This is a genomic window from Streptomyces pyxinae (genome assembly GCF_024756275.1).
GTDB classification, from domain to species: Bacteria; Actinomycetota; Actinomycetes; order Streptomycetales; family Streptomycetaceae; genus Streptomyces; species Streptomyces pyxinae.
In genome coordinates this window covers 96334-109651 of sequence record NZ_JANUGQ010000024.1, presented here as the reverse complement: position 1 = coordinate 109651, position 13318 = coordinate 96334, and the positions used below count along the sequence as shown (strand labels likewise).

11 protein-coding genes and 1 pseudogene are annotated in these 13318 nt (G+C 75.2%); 6 read left to right on the top strand and 6 right to left on the bottom strand.

Annotated elements, in window-relative coordinates:
- The 3 genes from NX801_RS23930 to metF all read left to right on the top strand — a co-directional run.
- The coding region (locus NX801_RS23930) for a methionine adenosyltransferase domain-containing protein (RefSeq protein ID WP_258789942.1) at positions 1–247 on the top strand (247 nt) is incomplete at its 5' end.
- A 79-nt stretch (positions 248–326) separates the two neighbouring features.
- Entirely contained in the window at positions 327–1328 is a 1002-nt protein-coding gene (locus NX801_RS23925; RefSeq protein WP_258789941.1) for a carbohydrate kinase family protein, read from the top strand.
- A 194-nt stretch (positions 1329–1522) separates the two neighbouring features.
- Positions 1523–2476, top strand: coding sequence for a methylenetetrahydrofolate reductase [NAD(P)H] (metF, locus tag NX801_RS23920; protein ID WP_258789955.1), 954 nt, complete (start codon positions 1523–1525; stop codon positions 2474–2476).
- Between the two features lie 157 nt (positions 2477–2633).
- On the opposite strand, the gene NX801_RS23915 is transcribed toward metF, so the two are convergent.
- The 4 genes from NX801_RS23915 to NX801_RS23900 all read right to left on the bottom strand — a co-directional run bounded on the left by NX801_RS23915 (position 2634) and on the right by NX801_RS23900 (position 6171).
- Entirely contained in the window at positions 2634–3443 is an 810-nt protein-coding gene (locus NX801_RS23915; protein WP_258789940.1) for an Ada metal-binding domain-containing protein, read from the bottom strand.
- A complete protein-coding gene (locus NX801_RS23910; protein WP_309505882.1) occupies positions 3440–4162 on the bottom strand; it encodes an RNA polymerase sigma factor in 723 nt (240 codons plus the stop codon). The genes NX801_RS23915 and NX801_RS23910 overlap by 4 nt, the downstream gene beginning before the upstream one ends.
- A 213-nt stretch (positions 4163–4375) precedes the next feature.
- Complete coding sequence (locus tag NX801_RS23905) at positions 4376–5149, bottom strand: AfsR/SARP family transcriptional regulator (RefSeq protein WP_258789939.1); 774 nt, start codon at positions 5147–5149, stop codon at positions 4376–4378.
- A 398-nt stretch (positions 5150–5547) separates the two neighbouring features.
- Positions 5548–6171 (bottom strand): TetR/AcrR family transcriptional regulator, encoded by a 624-nt coding sequence (locus tag NX801_RS23900; RefSeq protein ID WP_258789938.1) that lies wholly within the window; start codon positions 6169–6171, stop codon positions 5548–5550.
- Between the two features lie 320 nt (positions 6172–6491).
- On the opposite strand from NX801_RS23900, the pseudogene NX801_RS23895 reads away from it, so the two are divergent.
- Positions 6492–7721: pseudogene (locus tag NX801_RS23895) on the top strand (IS701 family transposase); the annotation flags it as partial.
- A gap of 207 nt (positions 7722–7928) precedes the next feature.
- The gene (locus tag NX801_RS23890; protein WP_258789936.1) at positions 7929–9389 is read left to right on the top strand and encodes a S28 family serine protease; all 1461 of its coding nucleotides are present in this window, start codon (positions 7929–7931) and stop codon (positions 9387–9389) included.
- A 157-nt stretch (positions 9390–9546) separates the two neighbouring features.
- Here the strand turns inward: NX801_RS23890 and NX801_RS23885 are convergent, their stop codons facing one another.
- A complete protein-coding gene (locus NX801_RS23885) occupies positions 9547–11406 on the bottom strand; it encodes a glycoside hydrolase family 3 protein (protein ID WP_258789954.1) in 1860 nt (619 codons plus the stop codon).
- Between the two features lie 815 nt (positions 11407–12221).
- Between NX801_RS23885 and NX801_RS23875 the strand changes: the two genes are divergently transcribed.
- Entirely contained in the window at positions 12222–12374 is a 153-nt protein-coding gene (locus NX801_RS23875) for a hypothetical protein (protein ID WP_258789935.1), read from the top strand.
- A gap of 96 nt (positions 12375–12470) precedes the next feature.
- Here NX801_RS23875 and NX801_RS23870 read toward each other — a convergent pair whose 3' ends face one another.
- Positions 12471–13316 carry a sugar phosphate isomerase/epimerase family protein gene (locus tag NX801_RS23870; RefSeq protein WP_258789934.1) on the bottom strand — a complete coding sequence of 282 codons (846 nt, stop codon included), beginning with the start codon at positions 13314–13316 and terminating at the stop codon, positions 12471–12473.
- Between the last annotated feature and the right edge of the window lie 2 nt (positions 13317–13318).

The window sequence follows — 13318 nt, the reverse complement described above, 5'->3', positions numbered from 1 at the left end:
GAAGGCCGAGCCGGTGGGCCTGTTCGTGGAGACCTTCGGTACCGCCACGGTGGAGGTGGACCGGATCGAGCACGCCATCGCCCAGGTCTTCGACCTGCGCCCGGCCGCCATCATCCGTGATCTGGACCTGCTGCGGCCGATCTACGCCCAGACCGCCGCCTACGGCCACTTCGGCCGCGAGCTGGCCGACTTCACCTGGGAGCGCACCGACCGTACCGAGGCCCTCCGCACCGCCGCCGGCCTCTGAACCCGGCCCCGCGACCCCGGGGCTCCCGCGCCCATCCGGCAGCTACTCATCCATCCGCCCGACTCTCCGGGAGAGACGCGTGCGCATCGCCGTGACCGGTTCCATCGCCATGGACCATCTGATGGCCTACCCGGGCCGCTTCGCCGACCACTTGCTCGCGGACCGGCTGGACCGGGTCTCGCTCTCCTTCCTCGCCGAGGGGCTGGAGATCCGGCGCGGCGGGGTGGGCGCCAACATCGCCCTGGGGCTCGGCCGGCTGGGCGTCCGGCCGCTGCTCGCCGGGGCGGTCGGCCCGGACTTCGGGGAGTACCGGGAGTGGCTGGAGGCCAACGGGGTGGACACCGGCCCGGTACTGGTCAGCGACGCCCACTTCACGGCCCGGTTCGTGTGCACCACCGACAGCGAGCAGAACCAGATCGCCACCTTCTACGCCGGGGCGATGGCCGCCGCCCGGGAGATCCGCCTCGCCCCGCTCGCCCGGGTGCCCGGTGGGCTCGATCTGGTGGTGGTCGCGCCCGACGACCCGGCCGCCATGGTCCGTCACACCGAGGAGGCCAGGGCGCTGGGCGTGCCCTTCGCCGCCGACCCCTCCCAGCAGCTCGCCCGGCTCTCCGCCGAGGAGGCGAGAGGGCTGGTGGACGGGGCCGGGTACCTCTTCACCAATGAGTACGAGGCGGGCCTGCTGCGGAAGCTGACCGGCTGGGACGAGCCGGAGATCCTCGCCCGGGTGGGCGGCTGGCTCACCACGCTGGGCGAGAAGGGGGTGAGCCTGGCCCGGGCCGGGGAGCCGCCGCTGACGGTGCCGGCCGTCCCCGCGCGCCGGATCGCGGACCCCACCGGAGCGGGCGACGCCTTCCGCGCCGGCTTTCTCGCCGGGGTGGCCCAGGGGCAGCCCGACGAGCGGGCGGCGCGGCTGGGCTGCGGGCTCGCCACCCTGGCGCTGGAGTCGGTCGGCACCCAGGAGTACGCGCTCGACCCCGGGGAGCTGCTCGACCGGCTGGCCGGCGCCTACGGTCCGGCCGCCGCCGAGGAGGCCGCACCGCTGCTGCGCGGGGCCGTGCCGCCCGGGCGGCCGGCGTGACCGGCGCCGGCCCCCGGCCGGAGGCGACGGAACCCGGGCCGGAGGCGACGAACCCCCGGCCGGGGACGACCGAACCCGGGCCGGAAGGGCCGGGCGGGCGACCGGAGCCGACAGCCCCGCGGCCGGAGGGAGCGCGGGCCCGGCCGGGCGGATCGGGGGCCCGGCCGGGCGGATCGGGGGCCCGGCCGGGCGGGCTGCGGGAACTGCTGGCGCGCGGGGAGCCCTCGTACTCCTTCGAGTTCTTCCCGCCCAAGACCCCGGCGGGGGAGCGGAACCTGTGGGCGGCCATCCGCCGGGTGGAGCCGCTGGCACCGGCCTTCGTCTCGGTGACGTACGGCGCCGGCGGCTCGTCCCGGGACCGTACGGTCGCGGTGACCAAGCGCATCGAGACCGAGACCACCCTGCGGCCGGTCGCGCATCTCACCGCCGTCGGGCACTCGGTGGCCGAACTCCGGCACATCATCGGCCAGTACGCCGACGCGGGCGTCCGCGATGTGCTGGTGCTGCGCGGAGACCCGCCGGGCGATCCCCGGGGTGCCTGGGTGCCGCACCCCGAGGGCTTCCGGCACGCGGTCGAACTCGTCCGGCTGGTGCGGGAGTCGGGCGACTTCACGGTGGGGGTCGCGGCCTTCCCCGAGCGGCATCCGCGCTCCCCGGACTGGGCGAGCGACATCCGGCACTTCGTCGCCAAGTGCCGCGCGGGCGCCGACTACGCGGTCACCCAGATGTTCTTCCGGGTGGACGACTACCTCCGGCTGCGCGACCGGGTGGCGGCGGCCGGCTGCGAGGTGCCGATCATCCCGGAGATCATGCCGGCCACCGATGTGCGCCAGATCCGGCGGTTCGCGGAGCTGAGCGACGCCACCTTCCCGGACGAGCTGGCCCGCCGCCTGGAGGCGGCCCGGGACCGGCCGGAGGACGGCCACCGCATCGGGGTCGAGCACGCCACCGCGATGGCCCGGCGGCTGCTGGCCGAAGGCGCTCCGGGGCTGCACTACATCACCCTCAACCGCTCCACCGCCACCCTGAGCATCCACCGCGAGCTGCTGGCCGGCGGCGCGGTGGCGGCTCCGGGGGCCGCTCTCGCACCGGACCCCGGCCCGGCGGCGGGTGCCGTCGGGGCCGGGGCCGGGCGGGCCGCCCGCTGACCCCCGGGCGGGGGCGGCGGGACGGCGCGGGGCACCGGTGCGCGGGGGAAAGGAAGGCCCGGTGCCCCCGTCTGGGACGTCCCGGCCGGGAAACCCCGTCCGGGGGACCCCGCTCCGGCCTCGGGCACTCCGCGCCCGGGCCCTGCGGGGTGCCGGGTCAGACGGGCTGGGGCCGGCAGCTCTTGCACGCCCGGTAACCGGCCTGGCGGGCCTCCCGGGCGGTGCCGAACGGCACCCGGTGCGGCGGGGTGATCCGCCGCGCGTGGGCGCAGGTGGGATGGCAGTAGATCCGGGTGGTGTCGCTGCCCAGGAACACCGCGCCGCTCCGCGACCAGCGCCGTACCTCGTCCATGTCCACGCCCTCGGCCGCCCGCAGCCGGTCGCCGGTCTCCGGCAGATAGGCCGCGTCGCACGGCGCCCCGTCCTCGTACGTCACCCGGTGGCAGGGCACCAGGACGACGAGCGGGTTGCGGGCGAGCGCGCCCACCAGCGCACCGCTCGGCAGCTCCTCAAGCGTCGCCTCCCGGCTCACCCAGGAGAGCGGCCGGAGCTGCCCCGGCGGGATGGACCGGACGGCCTGGAGCACCCGGGACTCGACGTCGTCCACCGGACCGTAGTCCAGCGGCAGCCCCCGGGCCCGCCCGGTGCGCACCGCCGTCAGCAGCCCGGGGAACGGCCGGCGCCCCCGGATCGCGGACCGGCCGGTACGGGCCCGGTGCAACTCCTCGAACCGCTCGGCGGTCAGCCCCGCCGACGCGGGCGCCGCCCCGGTGACGTACTCCGGCGAGAAGGCGACGAACAGGTCGCCCGCCGGCGAGTCCAGCCGCACATAGGTGTCGAAGCGGTCGGGCGGCACCCCCACCCGGCGCAGCACCCGCAGCGCGAAGTCCTCCGGCGGCGGCGGGGTGCCCAGCAGCCCGGCCGGTTCCGTCCCGGCCGGCCGCCCGGCCGGCTCGGCTCCGCTCATGTCGTCACCTCCCTCGTCTCTCCTCCCGGCGCCGCCCTTCCCGGCGCCCGGTTTCCCGCCGCCCCGGGACCCGCCGCCCCGGAGGACGGCTGCCCGGGGCCCGGCGCCCGGGCGTCCGGGGCGCCGCCCTCCGGCAGCGGTGCTCCCCCGTCGCCGTCACAGGACGGCGCCAGCAGCCTGCGCAGCTCGCCCACGGCCCGGGAGACCTGTGCCTTCGCCGTGCCGACCGGACAGCCCTGCACCTGCGCCACCTCGGCGTAGCTCATCCCGACCACGTGCCGCAGCACCACCGGTATCCGGTGATGTTCCGGCAGCTCGGCCAGGGCGGCGACCAGCCGGTGCCGGTCCTCCGCGTTGAGCGCCCGTTCCACCGGGCCCGGACTCTCGTCCGACCAGTGGTCCTCGGCGTCGTCCACCCGCATGACCGACACCGGCCGGCGGGTACTGCTGCGTACATGATTGCGCCATACATTCGCCGCGATCGTCATCAGCCAGGCGCGCGGGCGCAGGGCCCGGCGCCGCTCCGGCGGGTAGCCGCGCAGCGCCGTGTAGGCGCGCAGAAACGCCTCCTGCCCCAGATCGTCCGCTTCGGCGGCTGACCCGGACACGCGCAGCAGGAACGCGTGTACGCCCCTGGCGTGGACCCGTACGAGCTCCGTGAAGCCGTCGTCCAGGTCCGTCGCCAGCAGGTCGGTCAGCTGCTCGGCCACCTTGTCCATCACTGGGGAAACACCGTCCCGGGAGAAAGGGTTGCCGGGCCGCCGGACGAGTCCCCCGGGAACGCCGTCCGTACCGCGGCCCACCGTCCGTCCTTGCCGCGCGGCCGGAGTCGGGGACCGTACGAGCCACAGGCGTGGACGTGGACGTGGACACGGGCGCCGTGGGCGCGGGTGCGGGCCCCGGAGACCCCCGCGCCCCGGGCCCGCGCGCGGCTACGCCGCCGGGGCGGTCAGCGAGGGGTCATTGGCGTCGATCGCCTCGTACAGCCGCCGCAGGCGCGGTACGGGCTCGATGCCGAACGCGTCCCCGAGCCGGCAGTGGAGCCGCTGGAAGACCCCGAGCGCCTCCGGGCGGCGGCCGGAGCGGTGCAGCGCCAGCATGTACTGGGCCTGCACGTTCTCGTGGGTCGGGTGGCGGTCGGCGAGCGCGCTCAGCTCCGGGAGCAGCTCCCGGTGGCGGCCCAGCCGCAGATCCGCCTCGATCCGCCACTCCAGCACCCCCTGCCGGGCCTCCTCCAGCTCGACCACATGGGCGGAGCTCAGCGCCCCGGACGGCACGTCGGCGAGGGCGGGGCCGCGCCACACCGCCAGCGCCGCGCCGAGCAGCAGGGAGGCCCGGGCCGGGTTGCCGGCGGCGGACGCCTCGCGGCCCAGCCGGGCCAGGTGCTCGAAGCGGAGCCGGTCGCTGGCCCGGGGCTCCAGGTCCAGCTGATAGCCCTGGTTGCGGGTGATCAGTACATGGCCGTGGTCGCCGGTGGCGCCCCGCAGCAGTTGCCGGGTGCAGAGCACATAGGTCTGGAGGGTGGAGAGCGCGGTCTTCGGCGGATGGGCGCCCCACAGCTCGGTGATGCACTCGCTGGCCCGCACCACCCGGTTGGCGTTGAGCACCAGGAAGGCGATCAGCTGCCGAGGCTTGGGCGCCGTCGGGGTGCGGTCCTGGCCGTCCACGACCAGCGACAGCGGACCGAGCACCCCCGCCCGCAGCACCGGCCCGGCGCCGGCGGCCGGCGGCCCGGCGGCGGGCGGCGCGACCGACCCGGGCCGTGCGCCCGGGGAACGCCGTGCGGCGGAGGACTGCGCGGGGACGGAGACCCGCGGTGGGACGAAGGGCGAGGGTATGCCCGAGGGCGACGGTGTGCCCGAAGGCGGCGGTGTGTCCGGAGACGGAAGTGTGCCCGAAGACGGAGGTGTGTTTGGAGACGGAGGTGTGTTTGGAGACGGAGGTGTGACCGAAGACGTCCGTGCGCCTGGGGGCAACGGCGCGGCCGAAGACGGGCGCGGGACGGAGGAAGGCAGTGTGACGGAATGGCCCAGTGTGACGGAACGGGCCAGTGGGACGGAGGGCGACACCGGAGCGGTGGATGATCGACGCACCTGCCGGGAACTCATACGAAAGCCACCTCGAAGTCATGGGGATTCTGGACGACCAGCCCGGGCAGGACGACGCGCCAGATCTGCGCCAACTGGGCCACCGGGCTCAGGTCCCGGGCCCCGGAGGCCGCCGCTCCGCCACGCAACTGCACCTCGGCGCCGGAGACGAGATGGGCGGCGAGCGCGGCCAGCGCCTCCGGATCGCTGCCCGGGCGCAACCCGCCCTCGTCCTGGGCGCGGCGGAAGAGAACCCGCAGCTCGGGCAGCCACTCGGCGTACCAGGACGAGGTCACCGGCGGGCACTCGCGGGACAGCCGGGCGGCCGCCCGCACCTCGACGTTCTCCTCCAGTAATCGGGCCAGTGTGAGGGTGAGCGCCACCCCGGTGGCGAGCGCGGGCCCGGGGCGGGAGAGCACCCCGGCGACCGTGTCGCGCACCAGCGCGTATCCCTGCTCCCGGACGGCCCGGGCCAGGTCCCGCTTGGTCGGGAAGTGGAAGCTCAGGGCACCCATGGAGATGCCCGCCCGCTGGTAGACCTGGACCAGGGCGGTGCCCTGGTAACCGTCGCGGTCGAACTGGACGGCCGCCGCCCGCACCGCGAGGGAACGGGTGCGGAGGGCGCGCTGCTGCTGCGTCACAAAGCTCCTCCGGTCGGATCGGAGACCGGGGCCGAGGCACCGGGCAGAGGGGGGTGAGGGGCCGGCGTCCGTTCCCGGAAGCCGCCGGAGCACCATGCGTCCTCGGCGGCGGGCCGCGCAACACCGGCGTACGAGAGACCTGGCACCGGCGTACGGGACACACGGCCCCGACCTCCCTTGCCCGACCACGCGGCTTGAAACCGACGTGGTTCCCGACTTGCCAAAGGTGTCGCCGGGCCCCTCGTGCGGCTCGAAACAGAGAGGACGCTCGTTACGCTTCAGGCATTCCACGAAAACGGTCACGCTGGCAGGGGGCACGCTTGACCACGAACCGTATGAAACCGTCGCCGTACCACTCCGTATCGCTCTCCGAGTTCAGCGAGGACGTGTTCGGCCACCTGCCCCGGCAGGATCAGCGGCGATGGGCCGAAACCTATCTGCGCGGACTGCTCGACACACCTGGCAAGAAGTCCGTCCGGCGGATGGCCGCCGCGATCGCCGCCGGGCCCACCGCGGCCCAGTCCCTGCACCAATTCGTCAGCGCCAGCCCGTGGTTGTGGGACCCGGCCCGGCGCACCCTGGGCCGCTGGACCGAGCAGCGGGCCACCGTACGGGCATGGAGTGTCGTACCGGTGGTGGCGCCCAAGCGGGGCGAGCACTCCGTCGGTGTGCACCGCCACTTCGACGCGGCGGCGGGCCGGGTGGTCAACTGCCAGGTGTGGGCGGGCCTGGTGCTCTGCACCGACCGGGGCGACGTCCCGGTGGACTGGCGGCTGTTCTTACCCGAACGGTGGCGTGACGATCCGCAGCGGCGGGAGCGCGCCCGGATCCCGGCCTGGGGCGACAGCCGCCCGCCGTGGCTGCTGGGACTGGACCTCACCGACGCCTGGACCGCCCACACCGGCGCCCCGCCGGTGCCGGTGGTCGCGGACGTGCGCGGCTTCGGTGACGCGGCCGCGCTGGTCAACGGGTTGAGCGTGCGCTGCCACCGGTTCGTCGTCGGGGTGCCGGAGAGCCTCATGGTCTGTCCGGGGCCGTCCCCCGGGCCGCGCAGGCCGGAGCGCGCCGCGCTCGCCGCCGGGCTGCTCTGCGCCGGCGACCACGCCCTCCAGCGGTCCGTGCCCGGCGCTCCGGCCGGCCGGCCTGCCGAGCCCGGGCCGTCCGGGCCGTCCGGGCCCCGGGCGGGTCGCGCCGCCGGGACCGGGCCGTCCGGCGGCCAGGAGGACCGCTCCCCGGCGGGCGGCCTCTGGACGCTCTCCGGCCCCGCCCATCTGCCCGGCTCCCACCACACCGTGCGGCTGCTCGCCCAGTGGGGGCCCCGGCAGGCGCGCCCCGACCACATCTGGCTCACCAACCTGGTGCACGCCGAACTCGCGGACCTGGTCGCCCTGGTGGGAGCGCAGACCGGGGCGGACCGGACCGTACGGGTACTGCGCTCCCGGTTCGGGCTGCTGGACTTCGAGGGCCGGTCCTTCCCCGGCTGGCACCACCACATGACGCTGGTCTCGGCGGCGTACGGCTGGTACCGGCTCTCCGCGCCCGCGTATCCGCGCCGGACCAGACGCACTGCCCGGCCCGCCCGGCCGCCGACCCTGCGCGGCCGGGCGGTCACGCCGGACCGCCCCGGCGGGCCGGCCGGGCTCACGGCGGGCCCGGTCACCGGCATCGCCACCGCCCCGGCGGGCAAATGACCCTGGCCACCGGCGGGTTAGTGACGCTAGGTTCACCGCGACCGTTGTGAACCCAGTGGAGGGCGCATGCGCAAGACGCTCAGATGGCTGCTGTCACTCGTGGTGCTCATAGGCACCGTGAGCGCGGCCGGGACGGCCACCGCCGCCGGTACCGCCGACCGCACCGCTCCCGGCACCGCCGGCCGGGCCCCGGCCGCCACCCCCGACATCAAGGACCGCGTCCTGGCCATCCCCGGGATGAGCCTGATCGAGGAGAAGCCCTACCCCGGCTATCGCTTCTTCGTGCTCAACTACACCCAGCCGGTGGACCACCGGCACCCCGCCCGGGGCACCTTCCAGCAGCGGTTCACCCTGCTGCACAAGGACACCAGCCGCCCCACCGTCTTCTACACCAGCGGTTACGAGGTGAGCACCAGCCCCCGGCGGTCCGAGCCGACCCAGATCGTCGACGGCAACCAGGTCTCCCTGGAATACCGGTACTTCACGCCCTCCCGCCCCCAGCCGGCCGACTGGTCCAAGCTGAACATCTGGCAGGGCGCCAGTGACCAGCACCGGCTGTTCACCGCGCTGAAGAAGATCTACAGCCAGAAGTGGCTGGCCACCGGCGGCTCCAAGGGCGGGATGACCGCCACCTACTTCGAGCGCCACTACCCGCGTGACATGGACGGCGTCGTCGCCTACGTCGCCCCCAACGACATCGCGGAGCACGAGGACTCGGCGTACGACCGGTTCTTCGCCACCGTCGGCACCAAGGAGTGCCGGGACCGGCTCAACGCCCTCCAGCGCGAGGCGCTGATCCGCCGCGCCCCGCTCCAGGCCAAGTACCGTGCCTGGGCCCAGGCCGAGGGCGCGACCTTCACGACCGTCGGCAGCCTGGACCGGGCGTATGAGGCGGTCGTGCTCGACTTCGTCTGGGGCTTCTGGCAGTACCACACGGAGGCCGAGTGCGCCGACATCCCGGTCGCCGCCACCGCCACCGACCAGGCCGTCTACGACACCATCGACACCTACTCGGGCTGGTCGTTCTACACCGACCAGGGCCTGGAGCCGTACACCCCGTACTACTACCAGGCGGCCACCGAGATGGGCTCCCCGAGCATGCGGATGCCGCACCTCAAGGGCCTGACCCGGTACGGCTACCAGCCCGCCCGCAACTTCGTGCCGCGCGACATCCCGGTCCGGTTCAAGCCGGGTGTGATGCGGGACGTGGACTCCTGGGTGCGGAGCGAGGCGCGCGGGATGCTCTTCGTCTACGGCGGCAACGACCCCTGGGGCTCCGAGCGTTTCCGGGTGGACCGGGGCGCCCGGGACGCGTACGTCTACACCGCGCCGGGCGCCAACCACGGGGCCAATGTGGCCGGTCTGGTCCCGGCCGAGCGGGCCAGGGCCACCGCGCGGATCCTGGCCTGGGCCGGGGTCGCCCCGACGACCGTCCAGGCCGACCCGCGGCGGGCCGAGCCGCTGGCGCCGTTCGACGCCCGCCTCGACAAGCGGCAGCTGAACCAGGAGCGCACCCTGCGCCCGTGACCGCCGCCGCGCGGACCGTCCGACCGGTCGAGCCCCTGACGCGGAAGCGCACGTGAGACGGGCCGGTGCCGGCCCGTCGACTGTGTCGAGCGCCCGGGACGCGGTGACCACACCGGCCGGGGAGCGCCATCCGCTCCCCGGCCGGTGCCGTGTCCGGTCAGCCGCCCCCGTTCCCGCCCCCATCCCCGATCCCGTTCCCGTCCCCGCTCCCGCTTCCGTTCCCGTTCCCGTACGAGAGCCCGTGTCCCACCGGGTACAGCGTCCGCGCCGGCTCGTCCGCGTACCGGACCGGCACCGGCAGCCGGCCGCGCGGGCGGACCCGGCCCGCGATCACCCGCGCGGCGGCCCGGAGTTCGACATCGGTCCAGGAGTAGGTGGCGAGCACCGCCTTCGGCCCGGTCAGCCAGGCCACGTCGTACGGGTTGCGGATCGCCACCGCCACCACCGGCACCCCGGTCGCCGCCAGCCGGGCCACCAGGGCGCGCTGGCCGCCGGACGGGGCGGAGCCCGCGACGTTGTACGTGGCGACCACCACCGCGTCCTGCCCGGCCGCCGCCACGACCGCCCGGTCGGCGGTGGCCGTGCTCGGAGCCGTACCGGTCGGCGACACCGTGACGGTGAAGCCCAGTTCGGTGAGGGCGCGCGCCAGCGTGGTGGTCGGCGGGCCGCCGGTCCCGGAGGGCGAGGCGGCGTCGGCGCCGGTCACCAGCAGCCTGGGCCGCTTGCGCCGGTCCAGCGGCAGCAGCCCACCGGAGTTGACCAGCAGGGTGGTGGTGCGCTCCGCGATCCGGTCGGCGTCGGCGCGGTGACCGGTGGTGCCCACCGTCCGCTCCACGTCCCGGAGCCGTACATAGGGAGCGTCGAGCAGCCCCCGCCGCTGCTTCAGCCGCAGGATCCGCAGAATCGATTCATCGAGCCGTGCCTCGGTCAGTTCACCCTTCCGTACGGCGCCGAGCACCGCGTTCCAGGCGACGGCGAGGTCCGGCGGATTGAGCAGCTGGTCGGCGCCCGCCTTCAGCGCCAGCACCGGCACCCGGTCGTCGCCGTACTTGGTCCGTACGCCCGCCATGGCGAGCGAGTCGGTGACCACCACACCCCGGAAGCCCAGCCGGTCCCGCAGGATGCCGGTGATGATCGGGCGCGAGAGGGTGGCCGGGTCCTCCGAAGGATCGAGCGCGGGCACCACGATATGGGCCGTCATGACCGAGTCGATGCCCGCGGCCACGGCGGCCCGGAACGGCGGCTCGTCCAGCTCCCGCCACTGGGCGGCGGTGTGCCGGATGTACGGCAGATGGGTGTGGCTGTCGTCGGTGGTGTCGCCATGGCCCGGAAAGTGCTTGGCCGTGGCCGCCACCCCGGCCTCCTGGTACCCGGCCACCTGGGCGGCGACCAGCCGGGCCACCGCCTCCGGGTCGGCGCCGAAGGACCGGACGCCGATCACCGGGTTGGCCGGGTTGACGTTCACATCGGCGTCCGGGGCGTAGTTCTGCCGGATGCCCAGCGCGGCCAGCTCCCGGCCGGCGATCAGGGCCGCCCGGCGGGTGTCCGAACGCGAACCCCCGGCACCCAGTGCCATGGCCCCGGGGAGCAGGGTGGCGGGTTCCCCTATCCGGGCGACGGAACCGTGCTCCTGGTCGGTGGCGATCAGCACCGGGACCGGCGTCGGCTGGGCCAGCGCGGCACGCTGGATGCCGTTGGAGAGGGTGGCCGTCTGCCGGGGATCGCGGGTGTTGTGCGCCCAGGTGAAGTAGATGATCCCGCCGACGTGGTACTTCGCGATCAGCTCGGCGGCGGTCCGGACGCCCAGCTCCTTGAGGTTGGCGTCGATGTCGGCCTGGTCGGGCTCGGTGGCGGAGTGCCCGTACACCCGCATCACGAACAGCTGGCCGACCTTCTCCTCCAGGCTCATCCGGTCGATGAGCCGCCGCAGCCGCGCGTCCCCGTCGCCGGCGGGGCGGGCGGCCGCGGTGAGCCCGGCGGCGGTGAGGGCGGCGGCCGCGGCGGTGGCGGCGAGCACGGCGCGCCGGGAGGGCGACGGGGGAGCGGGGGAGCGGGAGGGGGAGGGGGAGGCGGGGGAGAAGAAGGAAGAAGAGGAGGGAGAGGAGGCGGAGGAGGCGGAGGGCGAGGGGGGACGGGAGGCGTCGGGCACTGGTGCTCCTTCCGGCCGTGCAGGACGACAGGGCGGGGTGAAGGAAACTGCCAACGCGTCACGGATAGCCGGAAAACAACGGTCAGGCAAGGACATGCGTACGCCGCGCCCGGCCCTGTGCCGCAACGGCTCTCACCCCCCGGCACCGGGGCTGCAGAGGGCTCAGGGGCCCGAGTGACGGCGGGGTGCGAAGAGCCGTGAAGGGCCGCGAACCACCCGGAGCGATGCCGCCGGTTGGCGCAAAACCACCGTGTGCCCTCGGGGCGGGCGGCAGGAGACTGACCCCTGCGGGGGAGGCGTCGCCCCCGGGATTTCCACCACCGCCGAGATCACCGTGTCCACCGCGTCGGCAGTGACCGCCGTGATCACCACGACCGCCGTGACCACCACGATCGCCGCGTCCGCCACGACCGTCGTGACCACCGCGTCCGCCACGACCGTCGTGACCGCCGTGACCGTCGGCGGACGACCCGGGGGAGCCCGCACCATGGACCGACAGGATCGCCCCGCCCGCCCGGGCCGGCGGCGCCACCGCACCGGCCGCCCGGGCCGCGTCCCCCGCCGCCGGCTCGCCGCCGTCGCGGGGGCCGGCGCCCTGCTGGCGGGCGGTGGACTGCTGGCCGCGGCGGGCCCGGCCGCGGCCGACCGGGACGACTGCACGTTCTATCCGCCGGCCAGGGGGTATGACCTGTCCCCGATCGTCAAACGCGCTCGCCTGCGAGCAGGGGGCCCGGGGCGGCGCCCAGCATCAGCGGATGTGCGTCAGCTACTTGACCGGGCTCGGCCAGGCGCCCGAGCCGATCGCCCGGGAAGCCTGCCGCCTCGCCGCGACCTGAGCCCACCGGGGCCGCCGGGAGCATGCGCCCGCACGCCACGGACGAGGGGAAGAGGGGACGAGGCCGCCGGACCGGCGAGGCCCCCGGGCCGGGTGCTCAGCTCAGCGAGCGCAGCCGCTCCAGGCCCGCCGCCAGCAGGGGCGGAAGCTCGGCCGCCTCCGGGTACCAGCGCTTCTCGTACTCCCAGCAGACCCAGGGCTCCTGGCCCCCGACCGCCGCCTCACCGCGCCCGGCGGTGGCGTCGTCCCCGATCGTCCGCAGGCACTCGGCGAGCGGCAGCACCCCGGCGCCGAGCGGCAGCGGAGTGGTGTCATGCGCCGACGCCACGTCCTTGACCTGGACATATCCCAGATAGGGGGCCAGTACGGCATGGGTGGCCGCCGGGTCCTCACCCGCCGCCCAGGGGTGCAGTACGTCCCAGAGCGCGCCCACGTTCTTGTGGCCGACCAGCCCGGCGATCCGGGCCACATCGGCACCCGTGCGGTGCGAGTCATGGGTCTCGACGAGGATGCGTACGCCCAGGTCGGCGGCGACCTCGGCCGCCGCGCCCAGCCGCCGGGCCGCCGTCTCGTCCGCCTCCGCCCGGTCCAGTTCCCCGCCGCCCGGGAAGACCCGGACGAAGGGTGCGCCCAGGTCGGCCGCGAGATGCAACAGCCCGTGCAGCTCCTCGTACACCGCCTCGTCGGCCTCGGCGGACTCCGGGCCCGGCCGGGCCCCCGCCTCGGCCACGCGCGCGTACCCGGCCACCGCCAGGATCTCGACGCCCGCGCGGGCGAACTCGTCCACCACGGCCCGCCGTTCATGGGCGACCAGGCCGGGGTGCACCGGTTCCTCGGGGTGGGCGCGCAGCTCCACGCCCTGGTAGCCGGCCGCACTGGCCAGCCGGACGACATCGGGGACGGGCATCGCGGGGACACCGAGGGTGGAGAAGGCGTACTTCACGG